General features: G+C 36.4%; 11 protein-coding genes. 10 read left to right on the forward strand and 1 reads right to left on the reverse strand.

The features are described from left to right. Positions 1–3 precede the first annotated feature (3 nt). Positions 4–3657 (reverse strand): MMPL family transporter, encoded by a 3654-nt coding sequence (locus tag AC5YGI_RS09940; protein WP_496168152.1) that lies wholly within the window; start codon positions 3655–3657, stop codon positions 4–6. A 193-nt stretch (positions 3658–3850) separates the two neighbouring features. Between AC5YGI_RS09940 and AC5YGI_RS09945 the strand changes: the two genes are divergently transcribed. The 10 genes from AC5YGI_RS09945 (at position 3851) to porG (ending at position 20445) form a co-directional block, all read left to right on the forward strand. Further along, positions 3851–4855 carry a hypothetical protein gene (locus tag AC5YGI_RS09945; RefSeq protein WP_330744075.1) on the forward strand — a complete coding sequence of 335 codons (1005 nt, stop codon included), beginning with the start codon at positions 3851–3853 and terminating at the stop codon, positions 4853–4855. Position 4856: 1 nt separating this feature from the next. Then, positions 4857–5996: an EpsG family protein gene (locus AC5YGI_RS09950; protein WP_330744073.1), complete on the forward strand. Its 1140-nt coding sequence runs from the start codon at positions 4857–4859 to the stop codon at positions 5994–5996. Positions 5997–6202: 206 nt separating this feature from the next. Continuing rightward, positions 6203–9619, forward strand: coding sequence for a T9SS type A sorting domain-containing protein (locus AC5YGI_RS09955; protein ID WP_496168155.1), 3417 nt, complete (start codon positions 6203–6205; stop codon positions 9617–9619). Between the two features lie 271 nt (positions 9620–9890). Continuing rightward, positions 9891–12467, forward strand: a complete 2577-nt coding sequence (gene topA, locus AC5YGI_RS09960) for a type I DNA topoisomerase (RefSeq protein ID WP_496168157.1) — start codon at positions 9891–9893, stop codon at positions 12465–12467. Between the two features lie 147 nt (positions 12468–12614). Continuing rightward, positions 12615–13685 carry a formimidoylglutamase gene (locus tag AC5YGI_RS09965; RefSeq protein ID WP_446104723.1) on the forward strand — a complete coding sequence of 357 codons (1071 nt, stop codon included), beginning with the start codon at positions 12615–12617 and terminating at the stop codon, positions 13683–13685. Positions 13686–13688: 3 nt separating this feature from the next. Continuing rightward, on the forward strand, positions 13689–14690 hold the full coding sequence (locus AC5YGI_RS09970; protein WP_496168160.1) for a glycosyltransferase family 2 protein: 1002 nt from the start codon (positions 13689–13691) through the stop codon (positions 14688–14690). Positions 14691–14793: 103 nt separating this feature from the next. Beyond that, entirely contained in the window at positions 14794–15894 is a 1101-nt protein-coding gene (locus AC5YGI_RS09975; RefSeq protein ID WP_496168162.1) for a glycosyltransferase family 4 protein, read from the forward strand. A gap of 55 nt (positions 15895–15949) precedes the next feature. Next, positions 15950–16834 carry a polysaccharide biosynthesis/export family protein gene (locus AC5YGI_RS09980; protein WP_110009827.1) on the forward strand — a complete coding sequence of 295 codons (885 nt, stop codon included), beginning with the start codon at positions 15950–15952 and terminating at the stop codon, positions 16832–16834. A 2-nt stretch (positions 16835–16836) separates the two neighbouring features. Continuing rightward, the gene (locus AC5YGI_RS09985) at positions 16837–19341 is read left to right on the forward strand and encodes a polysaccharide biosynthesis tyrosine autokinase (RefSeq protein WP_330744059.1); all 2505 of its coding nucleotides are present in this window, start codon (positions 16837–16839) and stop codon (positions 19339–19341) included. A gap of 213 nt (positions 19342–19554) precedes the next feature. Next, on the forward strand, positions 19555–20445 hold the full coding sequence (porG, locus tag AC5YGI_RS09990; RefSeq protein WP_446104727.1) for a type IX secretion system protein PorG: 891 nt from the start codon (positions 19555–19557) through the stop codon (positions 20443–20445). Position 20446: the final 1 nt, after the last annotated feature.

The raw sequence follows: 20446 nt of genomic DNA on the forward strand, positions 1-20446 counted from the left end.
TTATTATTTAGTTTTAAATACTTTTAATGATTCAGAACTAAATTTTAGTGCATAATTATCACTTTCAAACGAAGTGTTTTTTGTATTTGCAAAAATGATTGTTTCAGGGAGATCCTGAATTTCATTCATGGTAAAGTGTTCATCTGAAATTAAAAGAACATCAATCTTTTTGTTTACTTCAGAAAGGTCTTTAATATACTGTATTTTTCTTCTTTTTACCAGATAGTTATGGGCTGCCACTGCTCTTTTTTCATCATTCTGAATCAGAGAAAAAATTCTTCGGCTCGCCTGATATAGGGTTAATAAGGCATCTTTCTGCCCAAAATCATCAGCAATATGAAGAATGTTGGCATCATGAGGAATATGCTTATTCAGTTCGAAATATACTGATTTATTGGTATTAAAGTCTTCTTTTACTTTTTGTACCACCTCACTGTCTTTATACAGGTAGCTCAGGAATAATTTCTTTTTAAAATAATTCTCATCCTCAATCTCCTCGCGCAGTCTGGCAAATTCTTCTCTGAAATGAGCATTGATCTTCTTTGTTCTTTCAGAATAGTTCTGTCCAAAACTCATGTCATCTTTGCTGATTCTGTTGCCTACTTTTACGGTAATACTTCCGTCATAGATAATGAAATCTCCTTTCGGCAGCACCTCGGAATTTCCATGGATATAGAGTGGAAGAATATCCAGCCCGAACTGTTCGGCGAGATAAAAAGCTCCTTTATGGAATCTTTTCACATCATTGGTGTAAGAACGTTCTGCCTCTGGGAAAACTACCAAAGAATATCCTTGTTCAACTTTTTCTTTCAGTTTGTCCATTCCATTCTCGATTCCCTGCGAAACGGGATAAAAGCCCAGTGCTCTTACCAGTTTTCCAAAAACAGGAGACTGATATACCCAGTCATTCACCAGATAAATGATTTTATGGGTAGCCATTGCAATAGCCAGCGTATCGAGGAAAGAAGTGTGATTGGCAATAATAACTGCAGGTTTGCTGAAGTCTTCAGATGTATTTTTAATGACCTTCTTCTTTACAAAAGGATTAGAATACAGGACAGAAGTTAAAAATCTCGCTAAAATAAGTTTGATGATATTCAGGGTCTGTCCTTTGGAATTTTTAACAAAAAAACTTCCGAAGGCGGAAAACAGCAATCCACCCAATCCATAATAAAGGAATGAGAATACTGACCATACAAACAATCTGAATGTGATTGGAGAAAGTCCTTTTTTCGCCCTGTTGGTGATGAATAATCTGAACCAGAAAGGATATAGGGTAGAGGTAATAATGATAACGGAGAACATTCCGATCAGGGCTACTAATGCCAGAGAATGCAATGCCGGATGCCTGGCGAATACCAAAGATCCGATGGATAGAATTGTTGTGAAAACAGCAAGGATAATAGAAATTCTGTACGTAGGCAATTCATTCTTTCCGGTAGTATGTTCTTTTTGCATGGCTTGCGTCAGGAAGATGCTGAAGTCATCTCCCACTCCAAATACCAACGTACACACTACAGTACTGAAAATATTTAATTCCAATCCCAGAAAATAAAGGATTCCGGCTGTAACAACTCCCGTTAAAACAATCGGGAACATGGTGAGAACCGTTAATTCAAAATTCCTGAAGAAAATGATAATCGTTAAAATAATGGCAAGAAGAGAATAATTGATCAGTGTATTGAAGTCCCTTTTCAGCAAACCAAGGAAATTTTCATTCATCTGCTGGCGGTCGATAGCAATGGCATCATGCTGTTTCTCAATATCTTTGATGAAAGTGTCTCTTTTGTTTTCGTCTACTTTTACCACATTGGAAACCGTGTAGAAACCATTTTCGCTGCTCATGAATTCTGAAATCTGAAGCGCTTTCACTTGTTGATAATCCTTCAGGCTCAATGCAGCATAATTTTTATGCAAAACTTCATTAAAACCATCAAAAGCGGAACTGTTGAAGCCGAATTTATTCCCGTTACTGATCAGTTCAGAAATGGTCTGATTCTTTTTCTCGTCATTCCAGAAACGGTTCCATTCGTCAATTTTTTTCTGCTGATCCTTTTCTGAAAGAACAACGCTTCCGATAGAATTATAGCTTAAGATCTTCCCTTCTTTTTTCTCTTTGTCCAGGAAGCTGCTCAGATCGGAATTTCTGGACAGTGCTTCTTCTTCAGAATTTCCATAAGAAATGGTATAAATTGATTTTGACGTAATATCAGAAAGTTTCTGCAGTTTTGCCTCACTGATTTTTAGTTCTTTCGGAATATAATTCAGATCCCCGATATCTTCATTGAAACCTACATGTCTGAATCCAAACAGGCAGGCAAGAATAATGACAGAGCATCCTATAATCAGCGGTTTGTTTTTCTCGTAAGGGTAAGATCCGATCTTGTCAATAAAGTTAGTATTAGGCTGTTCATTCTTCTCTTTTGGTTTGTAAAGCTGAGGAACAATAATCAATGCTGTGATTGAAGAAAGAATCACGGTGATCGCTGCAAAAAGTCCTAAGTCCTTCAATGCTTCAGAACGAACAAAAACGAGACACAAAAAGGAAACGGCTGTTGTTGCGCTGCTTAATATAACAGGCTTCGTGATTTCCTTGTAAAGCTCCTCAATATTGTTGTTATGCTTATAATGGGTGAGGATATGCAGGGCATAATCAATTGTAATTCCAATAAGAATCGCTCCTACACTGAGTGAAATAGCTGAAATCTTATCTTTAATAAAATAAAGGATTAAGAGAGCGAGTAATACTGAAAATACAGTGGGTAGAAATACAATGACGGGAGTGAAAATATTTCTGAAATAATAGATCAGAAGGATTAAAAGAACCGTCATGGAAATGGCCACCGTGTTCTGGATATCTTTTTTGATCTGCTTTGCATTGGCCACCGCAATCACCGGAGAACCGAAATAGCTGATCTCTGTTTTCCCTTTGAATTGTTTGTTAATACCGTCTTTGATCGTGTTGAGCTGATCCACAAATACCTCATTGGCTTTCGTATCATTGCTTTTGTTTTTAGGATCAATGAAAAGCAAAAGATTTTTTCCGTCTTTGGTAACAATATAGCTGTCTTCGAGTTTGAAGTCTTTGCTGATGTTTAAAGCATTTAATTTTTTGATTCCAAGAAAAGTAAGTCCCAGAGGGTCTTTTTTAATAAATTCTTTGGTTACAAGGCTTGTTGGAGAAACGAGCGAGATGTAATTATTTTCTACCTGTTTTGCAATACTGTCTTTCTGCAGTTTCTGATCAATTTCCTTATAATCATTCTCATTAAGGAATAAAGGTAGATTCTGATGAACGAAATCAAAGGTTTCAGAAATTTCATTATCGTTCACTTTACCCTGAACAGAACCAATATATTTCTGTAAAGGCTCAATTTTTTTCAGAAAAGTATCAGCCGTTTCAGAAAGCTGGAAGCTGTCTTCACCGGATCTGTTCTCGATAATAACAATAATCTTATCCGAGAAATTAAGCTGTTTAAGAACCTTTGCGGTAAGATCCGACTTTTCATTTTTAGGAATAATCTGATTGATGTCTTCCTCAAAATTGATCTTTGACGCAAAGAAAATGCATAAAGCGGCAATTCCAAGAGCTGTCAGTACAGATAGAATTTTATTTTTGGAAATCAGATAATATAAAAATATAAAAAGGCGATGCATTGCATTTAAATCAAGTCTGCAAATTTAATTTTTTAAGCATTAGTTCAAAATAGTTAGCGATAAGTTTTAACTGAAAATCAATAAAATATTCTAGGAAGAATGAAAAAATATTCTACTTTTGCAAAAGTTCCCTTTTGAAAAAATGTATTTTAAACCACCATTATTATTAAAAAAATAAGAATCTGTTTTAGATATGTTGAAAAGAAATGATGAAAAAATAAACGGATTTCTATTGGTAATAGTTCTTCCGCTTCTGTTGTTTGCCATGTCTTATTATGGATTTGAATCATCCTACACAAGACTGAAAACATCAGAGAAAACCCCTGATTTTTTATTTTCCTCCGTATATGCTTACAGAGTGATTCCCAATTATCTGAGTGTACAGATGACGGATTTGATGTACAATCTGATCAATGGCCCGCTTTCTTTCTTCAAAGATTTTTTGTCCAAAAACGGAACCCCTTTTTATCATGGGCTTTTCCTTATGAACAGTGTGTTCTTCGTTTTGTGTTCTTTGATTTTGAATGCCGTTTTCCGCATGAAATCGACGGGGCTTCTTTTGAATGTTAATGCCAGAAGGATTATTCATCTCTTATCTGTATTTTTCATTGTGATCACACAGTATGCGCCGACAAATTGTGATACCATCGCACTCTTTTGTTATCTGTCAGGTGTATTTCTGACTCTTAAATATCTTGAAACCAGAAAAAATACTTTTTTCTTTACCCTCATTGGACTTATCGGGATCTCTACTTTAGTAAGAGAAACAGCCTGTCTGAATATAGCCTTTTTTGCAGCCGTATTTTTCAATATTGATGAGCTGAAGAAAGGGAATTATGAGGTAATCTGGAAAATTATACCGCTGGTTGCTGCTTTTCTCATTCCTTATCTGGGATTAAGAGCTGTACTTGTTCAGGATGAAACGACTTTTGTGGAAGGCTTTTACATCAACAGAAACTTTTCCAGCCCTTTTAATCTTGCAGGGTTGGTCTTTGCATTAATAGTGATTTATTTTATATATGGCCTTTGTACAGAGGAAAACAAGAGTGTTTTTGGAAAATATTTTTTCTTTTCCATTCCTTATCTTCTTATGATTACTTTAGTAGGGCTTTTCTGGGAAGTGAGGCTTTTCCTGCCTTTAATTCTGACCGGATTCATCACAGCATATCATCAGTTTAAAAAAACATCAGAGAGTTAGCATGAGTTTACTACATCCATATTATATAATTGCCATCGTCTATATGCTGTTCTTCAGTGTTCAGGAGGTGTATGGAAAGAAGGTTGATAAAAAGTGGTTCTGGTTCCTTGCTGTTTATTTTATTATTATTGTTGGTTTCAGAGATAGTGTAGGACCGGATTACGGAAGTTACAAAGGAATTTATATTTACTCCGATACTAAAAGCTACTACAGTATCTTTATGAAGATGCTCCATATGGAAGGACCGGAAACGCTGGATGTGGAATGGCTGTATACTTTGATTAATAAGATCCTTCTCAATTTTTTTGATGCACCTTTTTATATGGTAACATTGGTCATTGCTATTTTTGCGATGATCTTTAAAGTAGAATATACTGAGGATAATACTTTTTATCCCTTTACTTTTACCCTTTTCATGTTTATTCCCAATTTCTTTATCGGGGAAAGTGGGCAGATCAGACAAAACCTCGGGACTTTTATCGTGTATTTTGCAATACGGTATATTAAAGAGCGGAAACTCTGGCATTACCTGTTTTTTATATTCATAGGGTCGGGTATACACAGTGTTTGTTACTTATTCCTGCCGATGTATTGGCTGGCCCGCGTTCCGTTAAACAAAACGGTAATGCTGATTATGATTATTGGTTCTGTTTTTCTGTCCCCATTTGAAATATATAGAAGTTTCGGTGGTTTCTTAGATGGGATGGCCTCTAATAGTACACTTGTAGAAGGGTTTAATGGATATATGGATGAAACGGTACAACGACTTAATGGTGGTATCGGAATTCCGGAGGTGATGATGGCAATCCTTACTTTCTTCCTTTTCGTTTTTGATACTAAAATGAAAGAACTTTATCCTTACTATGAATACCATAGAAACTATGCTGTAATCGGGATATGTCTTTATTTTATTTTCAGAAACAACCCTATCTTTTCATCCAGACTGGCAGGAGCGTTTATCGGATTCTCATATATTATTATTCCAAATGCCATGTATGTGGTTTCAGGAAGAGTTAAGAATATTATCTATGCATTTATAATCGCACTTGTCGTCTTCAATTTTGTTGTCTTTTCTATATTTAATAATATCACGGCCGGGCGATTTTCGATTGACCGGTATCAAAACCATATTCTTCCTTAGAATTTTGAATCTTAAAATATAAAGACAGCTTGGGGCTGTCTTTTTTTATGTAAATACCTTGTTGATTTTTATATTGTTTATCGTGTTTTATTTTACATTATTAATAACATAATTCAAATATGTGTGTTTTTATTTGTATAATAAATCACTTTTTATAGAAATGGGCTTAATAATTGTATTCTGCTAAAGACACTAAAACCTAAGGTATGAAAAGATTAGCTGGAAAATTAGCGGCAGTCATATGCCTGATATTATTTGGAATCACTTCCAAAGGTAATATCGGAGGGAATCTTCCCTCGATTGGACATGTAAAAGCAATATGGCTTAGTGAGAATACAGACTCATTGAAACCGGTTCATGAACCGATGAGATTATTGCTTCCAGACTGGAAAAAAGCACCCAACAGTTACATTTTTGATCCCGCTCAGAATAGCGGAGGATTGCTGGTTCCCGTAAAAAAAGCTTATGCGATGTGGGAGGGTGGCGGATATCTTAACGGGAGTGGTATACCTGCAGGGACGGTAACTGCTGATGTTTTATGGGAAGATGTTCATGGACTTATAAAATCCGGATTGAATTACGCCCTTGAAATAATAGGAACAGGGCAGGATGCTAAGATTAAAGTGCCTGTCAATAAGACAAAAAAAGGAAATGCTGTGGTTGCTTTCAGGGTAGACGGTGAGATTTATTGGAGCTGGCATATCTGGGTAACGGATGATCCCACCAATGGAGCTTCCTATAAAAGTTTCAGCAGCGTAAAAAGAATGAGATCTGACGGAATAACGGAAATTATTCCGGACTCCGACTGGAAATGGATGGACAGAAATCTGGGAGCAATCACGAATTCTATCACGACATCAGACTGGAACCGGAGTAACGGACTTCTTTATCAATGGGGACGAAAAGATCCAATTCCACCCCTGGTTACAAGAGGAAATGATTTTTATGAAGCTTCCGGATCGATAGGCAGAGTAAGACATAGAGGGGCCAAAAATATGACCAATGCTGTGAGTATTGATGATCTCAGGAAATTTGTTCTGCTTTCCGCTGCAGAAGTTACCAATAATATAAGGCTTTCTGTAAAAAATCCTATGAGCCTTATTTATGTCAATAAAGATGATAACTCAGGACAGGCTTATTATAACAATAACCTCAATCTTCCGGTCAACTGGTTTGGAAAATCTACAACATTGCCTAATAACAGGCTTTCAGAACTCAATCTGTGGTCGGATAATGCACAAGGGAAAATTGAAACCGTTTACAATACCAATGATAAAACAAAACCTTATCGAGATAAATCTCCTTATGATCCTTGCCCAAATGGATGGCGTATCCCGTCAATGCTGGTGGCAAATCTGGCTTCTCCCTCTTATGTGGATGATATCAGAATAGATTTTTCGCCTTTCGGTGTAAGAACCAGCATGGCAAAAAATGTTTTTGAAACGAATAAATATCATATCATAAAGCCTACTGATACTGGAGTTCCTTCCTTTATGACAGGATTTAGAGTTTATCCTAATCTTGGCTTTGATCTTTCAGCAGTCGGCGGATTTAATATGGGGATTTTTCCCGGAAACGGACAGCTTATCAGAGGAGCTCATTTAGGGCAGTATAGTGATCAGCATCACATTGCGTTGTGGACGGCAACTTTAGCTAGGTTATTCGATACTTCTCCTGCTGTTACTGTGAGAGGACTTTCCATGATTCCTGATAAAACACAGCCTGATATTCCGGACCCTAATTATCCCAATATTAAAGGACGGTATTATTATTTTCCTATGGCCGGAATGTATACTTCAGATGCAAACGGCTGCAGATGTATAAAAGACCCGCTCTACACCATTAATGATTATGATTTTCCAACAGAATATCTGCCCGCAGTTACAGAATATAACGAAGGTTTGAACAATCCGAATACCTACCAGGTTGTTAAAAGCGAAACGGGTACCACTATTGAAATTCCGGTCAGTAAAGCATTCTCTGTGCAAAGCCAGTTGCTGGATAATATTGAGATATTAAATCCTTCCAATTTTAATAATTTAAAAACTAATGTTCTCTGGACGACCAATGCAGCTTTAATCAGCAGGGTCTTAATAGTGAATCCTTCGCCTTTATCACTACAGGATATCAGCAATTCTAAAATATCTGTAGAAATTGCTCCCAATGAAAGTGGAAATGCTGTAGTTACATTGCATAACGGCAGTGCATCTTCACCGGTATATTGGAGCTGGCATATCTGGGTGACGGATTCTCCTGTGGGATCTTATTCTTATACTACAGAAATTCCTGCAGCAGTTACAAATTATGTGAATTATGTCAACAAAGCTGATGTTGCATTACAGACCGTCTTTATGGATCGTAATCTGGGGGCAACAGATACTTTTCCCAACGTTGCCAATCCTCAGGCCCCAACTGCTGATGAACTGTTAAAAATCCGTGCCTCTACAGGACTGCACTATCAATGGGGAAGGAAAGATCCTATCCCTCCATTCCAGTATGCAGATAACAGGAGTTTTTATAACATATTTCTGGGAACTCCTGCTCCCAAGGGAGCTGTTTCGTACACTACACTTGATCAGTCCGACTATAATAATCTTTCAGGAAACTATATTGTGCCTTACAGCACCTATGCATCGTTATCCAATGTGCAGTTAACCGATAAACCGTCAGAAAGGGTTTCCAAGATCATATCTTACTCTGTGAAGAATCCTCTGGTATATATGATTCCAAGTACTTTTGCTCCTTACAACAGTACAACGCCCAATTATACCAACGGTACAGACTGGCTGGCACAGGAGCCTAATTTAGCTCCTGACAGATGGGGAAGAGGAGGTGAAAAATCACCTTTTGATCCCTGTCCTGAAGGTTGGAGAATTCCGGACCTCACAAGTGTGGCGCTGGTTTCCGGAGCGGATTTCGGACAGACACCATGGTATAAAAAAGATAAGAACGTAGCAACCTCATACAGTATTGTCACAGATTATTCAGGAATAAGAGTAAGGAATTCTGCCAATGCTACAGTAGGATATGTATTTAATAATCCGGCATATTCCATAGGAAATTATCCTGATTCCGGCTCAAGAGGATTCAGAAGTGTAACAGCCAATCAGACGCCTCAGGGAACGTTTAATGTGCTCAATTTTCAGTATCCTGCGGTATGGACCGCTGCTTTAAACTCAAATTACATCGGAAGATCTATTAATCTGCTGTTTGATGCGGCTTCTGCCACCAACAGAATGATAGTCTTTCATGATAATAATGATCCCTACTTTGGAACAGGATGCCGATGTGTGAAAATAAAGTATGATGCCAATGGTAATGAAGAGGGTCCAGCATCAGGAAGTGCAGTTATACCCAATAGCTATAAATTGACCAAAGAGAATGTAAAATCTACGGTGGCCAATAACAAAATCTCTCTCTATCCGAGTCCTTTTTCCAATATTCTTTACATTAGGGCTGCAGAAAATAAAGAGTACAAATTTGAGATTTTTAATACGCTGGGACAGCTTGTAAGATCTGGGCATTTTATCAATAATCAGACAGATCTTTCATCTTTAAACGCAGGAGTGTATTTAATAAGGATAAATAATTCTGAAGCGAATGTAAAAATTGTAAAACAATAAGTAAACAAATAGTAAAAAGCAGAATAAGACTTCTTGTTCTGCTTTTTTTTAAACCAGCATATTTCTTACATCTATTATGGATGATGAAAAATTCTATATCAATAAATGCTGATTATTGTATAACAGTCTAAAACCTATACTACAAAGGATTTGTTTATCCAAAAAATGAGTATTGAAAGAGAGTATAAAGCGCCCTGATTATTAAATTAAACCCTTTTAACAAAAAGTATATAATAAAAAAGCTTTACTTTTGCAAAAATTTTTAGTTAGAATGTCGAAAAATTTAGTAATCGTAGAGTCCCCGGCAAAAGCAAAAACTATTCAGAAATATCTAGGAAAGGATTTTGAAGTGAAATCCAGTTTCGGACATATCCGGGATCTTCCTAAAAAGGGAATGGGGATAGACCTTGCCACATTCAGTCCTGATTACGAAGTTTCAGCAGACAAAAAGAAACTGGTAACCGAATTAAAGGCTGCCGTAAAGAAAGCCGATATGGTATGGCTCGCTTCCGATGAGGACCGCGAAGGAGAAGCTATTGCATGGCATCTTGCGGATGAGTTGAAGCTGAAGCCTGAAAACAGAAAAAGAATTGTTTTCCACGAGATTACCAAAAACGCCATTCTAAAAGCAATCGACAATCCAAGAGATATTGATCAGAACTTAGTAAATGCCCAGCAGGCGAGAAGAGTGCTGGACAGAATCGTAGGTTTTGAAATGTCTCCCGTTTTATGGAAAAAAGTAAAACCGGGACTGTCTGCAGGTAGAGTACAATCTGTAGCAGTAAGGTTAATTGTTGAAAGAGAAAAAGAGATCCGTGAATTTACGCCAAAAGCAAGCTTTAAACTGGACGGAATCTTTTTAAATAAAACAGAGCAGGAAATTGCTGCTAAGCTTAAAAAAGATTTTGAAAAGGAAGAAGAGGCTGAAAAATTCCTGGAACAGGCTAAAACTGCAGAATTTAAAGTTCTCAATGTTGAAACCAGACCAGGTACACGTTCCGCTTCGGCTCCGTTTACAACTTCCACTTTACAGCAGGAAGCTTCGTCAAGACTTGGATATAATGTGACCAATACCATGCGTCTGGCACAGAGGTTATATGAAGAAGGGTTTATTACCTATATGAGAACAGACTCTGTAAACCTATCCCAGGAAGCTATTGAAGGAGCTAAGAAACAGATCATCTCAGAATACGGTGCGGAATATTCTTCTCCAAGAAACTATACAACAAAATCAGCTTCTGCACAGGAAGCGCACGAAGCGATCCGACCTACGGATTTTGGAGTGAAAAGCATAGGAGATGCACAGCTGAACAAACTCTATCAATTAATATACAGAAGAACACTTGCTTCTCAGATGGCTAATGCCAAAATTGAAAAGACAGTGATCGAAATAGGAAATACATCATTACCGCATCATTTTGAGGCACAAGGAGAAGTGATCATCTTCGACGGTTTCCTGAAAGCCTACGGAATTGTAAAAACAGAGGACGATGATGATGAAAACAACGATAAGCTGCTGCCAAAAGTAAGCGTGGGTGAAGTTTTGAGCTATAAAACCATTACTGCTACTGAAAAGTTCACAAGACCAAGTGCAAGGTATACTGAAGCCGGGTTGGTGAGAAAACTTGAAGAATTAGGGATTGGTAGACCCTCTACGTATGCGCCTACCATTCAGACTATTCAGAACAGAGAGTATGTGGATAAAAGAGAAATCGAACCACACACCCGCGAAGTGATCAAAATGTCTCTGACAAAAGATAAGATCAAAAAAGTAGTTCTTGAGGAGAAGTTTGGCGGTGATAAAAATAAATTCGTTCCTACAGATATTGGTGAAGTTGTCAACGATTTCTTAACAGATAATTTTAGAGAAATCCTTGATTACGGCTTCACGGCAAGAGTAGAAGAAAGTTTTGACGAAATTGCAAGCGGTGATCAGAAATGGAAGGAAATGATGACCAATTTCTACTCCAAATTCCACCCCAGAATTGAAGATGTAGAAGAAAATGCAGACCGCGCGACAGGAGACAGACTGTTAGGTGTAGATCCAAAAACCGGTAAAAATGTTCATGCAAGGATCGGAAGATTCGGAGCGATGATCCAGATTGGAGAAACTGATGATGAAGAGAAGCCAATCTTTGCATCATTAATGTCAGGACAGAATATTGCAACGATTACTTTTGAAGAAGCACTGGAACTGTTCAAACTGCCATTTGACTTAAGTGAAGTTGACGGACAGCCGGTTTCTGTAGGAGTGGGAAGATTCGGACCTTATGTAAAATGGGGAGAAACGTATATCAGTATTCCGAAAGGTGAAGATCCGCTTTCTGTAGATCAGAAACGTGCAGAGGAAATTATCAATGAAAAGAAAATTGCTGATGCTCCGATTGCAACCTATAAAGGTGAACCGGTAACAAAAGGATCCGGAAGATTCGGACCATTTATCAAGTACAAAGATATCTTTGTAAATGTTCCCAAGAGATATGATTTCGAAAACCTTTCGCAAAGCGATATCAATGAGCTGATTGATGCTAAATTGGAAAAAGAAGCCAACCGATATATCCAGCAGTGGGAAAAAGAAAAAATTTCCATTGAAAACGGAAGATGGGGACCATTCATCAAGTTTGGAAAAGCCATGTTCAAAATTCCGAAAAAAGCTGACGATACAAAATATGAAGCTGAGGAACTGAAAGAACTTTCTCTTGATGAGGTTAAAAAATGGATTACAGATCAGGATCCGAAAGCTTTTGCAGAAAAGAAAAAGCCTGCAGCTAAAAAAGCAGCCACAACTAAGAAGACTACTGCAACAGCGAAAAAAACTGCAGCTAAGAAACCTGCAACGAAAAAATAAATAATCCTTAAGGTTACAATACAAGCCGTCAACGCCTGTTGACGGCTTTTTTTATGAACAAATAGAAACATGTCTCCTCAGTTTCTATGTTTTTTGTATGTTTGTTATATCAAGCAATTAATCAATTATTACATTTTAAATTAAAATATGGATTTCGAAGACTTTATCATTTCACCAAGAAATTTTAAAACAGAAAGCTGGCAGATAGGAAATCGGATTACAAAAGATATCAGGGAAGACAGTATTGTTCTTTTGTTTGTATCAGACTACAGAGGGGCGGGCGGCGATGCGGAAGTGCAGGATTTTACGGCGGTAAGAAAAGAATTTTACAAGCTTTCACAGATGGATTTCGAAATTCCTGTTGTAGACCTTGGTGATCTGGTATCGGGGAAATCTGTTCAGGATACTCACTATATCTTACAGGAAGTCCTGTCGGCATGTCATTATAAAAGAGCTATTCCGGTAATTGTCGGGGGTTCCAATGACTTTGCTTTCTCATTATTTTCAGCATTGAATTTCCATAAGAAAAGCATCAATTATACCCAGATCAGTAATATTATTTCCCTTCAGCAAGGTGAAACCATCAATGAAAATACTTTTTTGAGCAAAATTTTCGGAGCCAAAAATTTCTCCATTAAAAACTACCATCATCTGGGCTACCAGAAACATTTGAATGAAATGGATTCCGTAAGGCTGATCAAAGAGGTAGAATTTGATATTATCCGGCTGGCTGAAATGATGAATTCTACAGAAAAGACAGAGCCGTTCTTCAGAAAAGCAGATCTGGTGACCGTAAACTGTGATGCAATTGAAAGCTTTAGTGAACCCTTTTCAATGAATCCACAGGTAAATGGGTTGAACAGAAGAGAAATTTGTGCCTATATGAAGGAAATCGGATTGAGTGAAAACCTGAAATCTGTCGGAATTTTTAATTATAATATTTATTCTGAAAACCAGTTGAACCATCAGCTTTTAGCACAGATGCTGTGGTACCTGATCGAAGGAATCAATATCCAGCATTCCCATCCGAAAGAAAGGCATTATGAGCTGTTCTACGTTTTGATAGATGACAGACAATATGCATTCAGGCGTGATACTTTCAGCAATTTGTGGTATTTTGGTGATGATGAAAATATAGAAAACTGCATTCCCTGCTCCAGAAAAGATTTTGATGAAGCTAAAAAGGGCTGGCTGAATGCAAGATTGACGAAAATTTAATGTATGACAAATGTTCCCTCAAGAGTATCCGTTATTGTTCCCGTTTATAATGTCGAAAACTATCTGGAAAAATGCCTCAAATCTCTGGTAAAGCAGAGCCTTTCTGATATTGAGATTATTGTAGTAAACGACGGAAGTAAAGATAACTCTGAAAAAATAATTAAAGAATTTGCACAAAGATATCCTGAAAAAATAAAAGCCTTTACCAAAGAAAACGGTGGGCTGAGTGATGCCCGTAATTTTGGAATCGACAGGGCGGCCGGAGATTATATAGGTTTTGTAGACAGTGATGATTATGTTACTGAAAACATGTTTGAAGAAATGCTTCTTTTAGCGGAAAAGCATCATGCCAAAATGGTCATCTGTAATATTCAGAAGGTGGATGAGAACGGAAAAATTGTCCAAAAATTGACACAGCTGCCCGATATGCCGGAGAAAATAGCCCTTGAACATAACTTTTCTGTATTTTCTGATATCAGCTATTTTGCATGCAATAAGCTGTTTAAAAAAGAACTTTTTAATCAGAAAAGATTTAAAAAAGGAGTTCATTTTGAAGATATTCAGCTGATTCCTCAGCTTTTGCTGGAATGTGAAACTATTGCACAAACTCAGAGCTTTCATTATCAGTATCTTGAACGTACTGATTCTATTACAAAATCCCACACAGAAAAAGGACTTGATATGTTAAAGGCTGTTTCTGATGTAGAGCAGGTATTTGGTAAATCTTCCTATTCCAATAAAAGGAAGGAATTGAAAAATTTTCAGATTTTTGAGGGCGTTTATTCGTTTTTGGCCTACCTGGCGTATGTGAAAAAAGACGAAATATTTTACAGCATGTCTGATCAGTTAGACCTTTTTATGAAGGAAAGACAAATAAAAATTCAAGATATATTGAAGTATAGTCGTTTTGGTAAGAATTATCTTTTATCTTTGCCTTTGAAGAAAAAGATTTTTTATCTGTTGTTTTTTGCAGGACAAAAAAGATTGATAAGAAAGTTGATTTAGTAAACACAAATGTAAGTACTATTGTTTCGGTCAGTAGAAAATGATAATAAAGTTCCTATTATGATTTTTTATTTTTGAGATACAAGTGCTGAATTAGAAAAGAATGAAAAACTTTGAATTGTTCTTAAGCGGATCGGGGATACCTATTTTCTATATAAAAATAGGATTAGGCTTCGTATTCTCCTTTTTAATTACATTTTTCTCCATTCCTACCATTGTCAAGATTTCAAGAAGAAAGAATCTGATGGATGAGCCTGGAATAAGAAGCTCACACCTTAGAGAAATTCCCAATCTTGGTGGAATTGCCATCTTTTATTCAATAGGAATCTGTGCCTCTATTTTTGCCTATGAATTGTTTGATCTCTACAAATTTTTATTTGCTTCATTAATTATCCTGCTCTATGTGGGAGTAATGGACGATATTGTCGTAATGAGAGCCTACAAAAAACTTGTTGCACAGATTGTTGTATCTTCCCTGATTGTTATTGGATCCGATATCAGAATCAGAAGTTTATTCGGAATCTTCGGCGTATACGAGCTGGAGTATTTTGTAAGTGTGATATTCAGTATCGTAACATTTATTATTCTGATTAATGCATTCAACCTGATTGACGGGATAGATGGGCTTGCAGGCGGTTATTCCGTTATCTGTAGTGCTTTATTTGGAATTAGCTATTACCGTTTGGGAGAATATAACTATCCGCTGGTAGTACTATCTGTTGTTATCATTGGGACTGTATTGGCATTTTTGTATTATAATCTGTCAAACTACCGTACCCGCAAAATATTTATGGGAGATACAGGTTCTATGCTCCTTGGCTTTTTATTGGCTTTTACATCCATTTGTTTTATAGATATTTTTATAGATAAAAAACTGATCGATGTTCCCAGATATCACCTTCAGTCTGCTCCTGTAGTAGCGGTAGCTATTCTGATTCTTCCGATTGTAGATACTCTGAATGTCATTATGATCAGGCTTTACAACAAAAAATCACCATTTGATGCTGATAAAAACCATATTCATCACAAACTGCTGAAATTGAATCTTACCCATAGGAGATCAACTTTTTATATTATTCTCTACTATCTGATGATTGTTGGAGTGGCTTATTATTTAAGACATATTAATGTCAATCTTTTATTATTGGTGATTATTTCACTGGGTTTTTTGGTGCTTATTTGCCGGATTTACTATATCGATTAAGAAATAACAAAAATTAACAATTAAATATTACTTTTGTAAACAATATTATATATATATGATGAAAAACTTTAAATATTTATTTTTAATATTCCCTCTTTTAGTTACCTCATGTATTACAACAAAGGATGTAAGATACTTACAGCCAAGTGAGAGCCTTGTAATTAATGAAGAAGGTCTTGTTCCCTACAATATCCCTGTATACAGGATTACCAAAAATGATATCCTCAATCTTAACATTGTAACAACTCCCAAGGGAGATGCTGCACAGTTTTATTCTTCTTACAATTCCTCAGGAGGAACTGGAACCGGAGCTGTAACAAGTCCGGCCATGTCTGGTGGCGGTTCTGTAGGGGGAGGAGTTGGTACTACTTCCGGGATGAGCAGAGGAGGAAATACGAATTTCTATTTTAACGGACTCAAGGTAGATTCCAATGGTGATATCAATGTTTTTGGAATTGGCTATGTAAAAGCTGAGGGAAGAACATTAGAGGATATCAGAAAAGAAATTCAGGAAAAGGTAAATGAAAATTTCCAGGAAGGTAAATCTGAAGTAAGACTCAATACGGACGGTATCACTTATTATATTCTTGGTGATGTTGAAACTACAGGTCTTTCAGGAGAGAAAGTAGTTCATAAAAATACACTTACCATTACTGAAGCTTTAGCCATTAATGGCGGTTTGAACAGGACGATTGATAAGAAAGAGATCGTGATCCACAGAAAACTTCCGGAAGGAATCAAAATTGCCAAAATAGATCTTACCAGAGAAGATCTTATGAACTCTCCTTTCTATTATGTGCAGAATGGAGATGAAATCTATCTGAGCACAAGAGCAAAAAGCTTGAATGGATTCGGAAAAGATCCAATTCAGACTTTAACAACAGGAGTTTCGGTAATTACTACGGCATTGTCTATTTATTTACTTCTTAAAAATCTTTAGTCATGATTCCAGAAAGAGTAACCGCTGTAGAGAAGAATAATTCTCAGAAAGAAAAGTATGGGTCGTTTGCGTTATTTGATTTAGAACACTTTTTAAGAAGAGTCCTTAAAAACTGGTACTGGTTTGTATTGATGTTTTTTATCGGCTATGCCGTTGCATGGGTATACAGTAAATACTATGCACAAAATATTTATGCATCAGACTTATCATTAAGTACCTCCAGTAAAGGTTCTGAGTTCTTACCAACACAGTCTAACCAATCCATCAACTTTATCTGGGGTGATACCGGAAATCAGGATGGGCTTTATCTGAAAAAAATGCTTTTATCAAGATCACACAACGAATTTTTGGTAAAAGAACTGGATCTTTTTGTTAATTATTCTACCAAAGGACTGATAAAATCCACTTACCTGGATAAAGATGATTCACCGGTTTTTCTTCAGATTGATAAAAAACATCTTCAGCAGATAGATTATCCTATTACCTTGATTCCTAAGGGTGATGGAGCATATCAGGTGGTTTTACCGGAAGAAGGAGAATCCACCAACCTGTATAATTATGAAGTGGAAGGGTTTCAGACTATCAATCGTTATAGCAGACCTGCTGATAAAATCATTAAAATCAATGAATGGTACAATGCTCCGAACCTGAGGTTCAGATTACTTAAAAATCCTGTTCCTTCTAAAATTCAGTTGGATAATATCATTGTAAACCTGAAATCGATCAATGAAAGTGTAAACGAAATTGTTTCTACTACAGGTGTTGATTTTGATAAAGAAATCAGGTCCATTATGATTATTACCAAAAAAGGCTATAATCTCAACAGCACAGTGAATTTCCTTAATAAATCTGTTGCAGAGTTACAAAAAAAGAGACTGGCTGATAAAAACGTAGTCAATAAGAATACCGATATCTTTTTAAAGGATAATCTTGATAACATCCGTAAAAAACTGGATTCAAGTGCGAGTGTGCTCAATTATTTAAAAACTTCGGAAAAACTTTATAATATTAAAGACAGAGACGAAAAATCTCTTGAAAAAATAAAAGAGCTCGAGGCTAAAAAAGCAGATATCATAAGCAAGATCAATTCTCTTAACAATATAAAAAACACGCTGCAGTCTCAGAATTTTGATAAAATGATCGGAACCAATGCTGCAGGTTTTGAAGATGGAGTATTCTCAGCAACAGTTACTGAGCTAAAAGCTCTATATACCAAAAGAGCAGAAATGGCTTCTATTTATAAGCCTTCATCAGAGCCCATGAGAGAGATCAACAGGCTTATTGATGAGGCAAGAATGGGATCATCGAACAGTTTGAGAGGATACTATAACAGATATTATGACGAGATCAACAAAATTGATCGTGATATTTCAGGAGCCAACTCGGATTTAGCTTCTTACCCTGAAAAAGAAAGAAGATATCTGGATGCAGAAAGAGGATATAATATGATTGAGGCCACTTATAATAGTCTTCTGGGAAGACAGAGCGATACTAAGATGAGAATGGCGACCAATCAATCCGATATTACGGTGATTGACCCGGCTAAAAATCTGGGACAAAGACCTATCGGGCCTAATGTCAAGCTGGCAAAAACTGTCATTATTTCAGGATTGCTGCTGCTTCCGTTACTTTTTATCTTTGTAGGTGAAGTATTAGACAGTAAAATCAGAAACATTAAAGAACTTTTAAGTGCTACAAAAATTCCGCTTCTTGGGGTAATAGGAAATAACAGCAATGAAAATATGCTTACCGTTCTGGAGCAGCCAAAATCATCTGTCTCAGAAGCCTTCAGAGGAATAAGAGCCAATATGAGATTCCTGATGGATAATGAAGGTGAAAAGGGAAAAGTTATTTTGATTACTTCATCCATTGGAGGAGAAGGAAAAACTTATATTTCTATCAATTTAGCATCTGTAATAGGATTAAGTGATAAAAAAACAATCTTGTTAGGAATGGACCTTAGAAAACCAAAAATCTTTGGAGACTTTAAGATTGATAATAAATATGGGATTTCAAATTATCTTACAGGAGAAGTAGATATTGACCAGGTCATTAACAAGACCAAGATCCCTAATCTGGATGTTGCTACTTCGGGTCCTATCCCGCCAAACCCATCTGAGCTTTTGATGAGTCAGAGAAATATCAGATTTATAGAAGAACTCAAAGAAAAATACGATTTCATTATTATAGATTCGCCACCTGTAGGTCTTGTAGCAGACTCCTACGAGCTGATGAAGTATTCTGATGCTAATATATATGTTGTACGCCACGAATACACAGAAAAGTATATGCTGAAAATGATTACTGAAAAGTATCATAACGATGAAGTCAATAATCTGGGACTTGTCTATAATGACTATAATACCAAACAAGGCTACGGATATGGCTATGGCTATGGTTACGGGTATGGCTATGGTTATGGTTATTTCGATGAAGATAAAAATTATAAAGAGCCTTTACTGATAAGGATCAGAAATAAAGTACAGGTATTATTTAATAAAAAATAAAGCATTAAACCCTCATTTAATGGGGGTTTTTTCATATGTAAAGTATTTTCATTCTATGAAAAAAAGAATATTTTTGCCACTTTGCCGTTTACTTTATAACAAATTATGTTTTTTTGTTTATTTTTAACTAAACATTAAGATTATCATTAATATAAAAATGTTTTATATTTGCAAAAATTAAATTTTAAAATAACCATAAATCCATATTCTTTTATGAATAAAAAATTATTGTTTAGCTTCCTTGCCTTCCTTGGAGTGGTAAGTGTTAAAGCACAAAGAAACGAATTGGGAGTTCGTCTAGGTATGAGTAACCTAGTGGGAGATGTAGGAAGGACAAATTATATTTTACAAAAGCCGTTGGATTTAAGCAGAGCGTCAGATTGGGGAGTTCCATTTTATGGTGGTTTATTATATAGATTTAATTTTAACCCGCATCAGACTGTTAGATTGGATTTAGGATACAACCAGATCCAGTTCAGTGATAAAGCGGCAAAGGAAGATTATAGAAGAAATAGAAACTCATACGGAAAAAATAATGTGTATGAGGCGAGTTTAATGTTTGAATATAATTTTTTCCCGGTAAATAATGAGCAGATAAGCATGCTGAGCCCTTACATCTTCGGAGGTGTTGGTGCTTTGATGTTTGATGCTCCTAAAGCTACTCTGGTGAATGATTTCAGAAGAGATGCTGATGGTGTGGCACAGGCTCCGGTCAATGAATTGGATTTTACAACCACCACAGATTATTCATTGGGCAAAAAAGTAACAATGCATATCCCTTTTGGGGTGGGTTTAAAGTATAAATTCAACCATTCATGGGCAATATTTGCAGAAGCTACATTCAGATATACATTGACGGATCAGTTGGATCACAGCAAGATCCTTTCCAAAGATGTAAAAACTTCTTATAATGCTGATATTTTGGATCCTGCCACAGGCGGTTCATTATTACAGTCAGGAAATTATTATGCGGTTTCTAAAGAAAGAGAAGCAGAGTTTATTAAAAAGAGAAATATTGGAGATGGAAGATCCAAAGACTGGATGAATACTTTCAGTTTAGGACTTACATATTCGTTCGGAAGACCTCCGTGTTATTGTGAATAAT

Source organism: Chryseobacterium sp. CS3K3.1 (genome assembly GCF_059515165.1).

Coding starts and splice junctions, on each gene's coding strand:
- AC5YGI_RS09940 (WP_496168152.1), bottom strand. CDS start 3,657: ATGCATCGCCTTTTTATATTTTTATATTATCTGATTTCCAAAAATAAA.
- AC5YGI_RS09945 (WP_330744075.1), top strand. CDS start 3,851: ATGTTGAAAAGAAATGATGAAAAAATAAACGGATTTCTATTGGTAATA.
- AC5YGI_RS09950 (WP_330744073.1), top strand. CDS start 4,857: ATGAGTTTACTACATCCATATTATATAATTGCCATCGTCTATATGCTG.
- AC5YGI_RS09955 (WP_496168155.1), top strand. CDS start 6,203: ATGAAAAGATTAGCTGGAAAATTAGCGGCAGTCATATGCCTGATATTA.
- topA (WP_496168157.1), top strand. CDS start 9,891: ATGTCGAAAAATTTAGTAATCGTAGAGTCCCCGGCAAAAGCAAAAACT.
- AC5YGI_RS09965 (WP_446104723.1), top strand. CDS start 12,615: ATGGATTTCGAAGACTTTATCATTTCACCAAGAAATTTTAAAACAGAA.
- AC5YGI_RS09970 (WP_496168160.1), top strand. CDS start 13,689: ATGACAAATGTTCCCTCAAGAGTATCCGTTATTGTTCCCGTTTATAAT.
- AC5YGI_RS09975 (WP_496168162.1), top strand. CDS start 14,794: ATGAAAAACTTTGAATTGTTCTTAAGCGGATCGGGGATACCTATTTTC.
- AC5YGI_RS09980 (WP_110009827.1), top strand. CDS start 15,950: ATGATGAAAAACTTTAAATATTTATTTTTAATATTCCCTCTTTTAGTT.
- AC5YGI_RS09985 (WP_330744059.1), top strand. CDS start 16,837: ATGATTCCAGAAAGAGTAACCGCTGTAGAGAAGAATAATTCTCAGAAA.
- porG (WP_446104727.1), top strand. CDS start 19,555: ATGAATAAAAAATTATTGTTTAGCTTCCTTGCCTTCCTTGGAGTGGTA.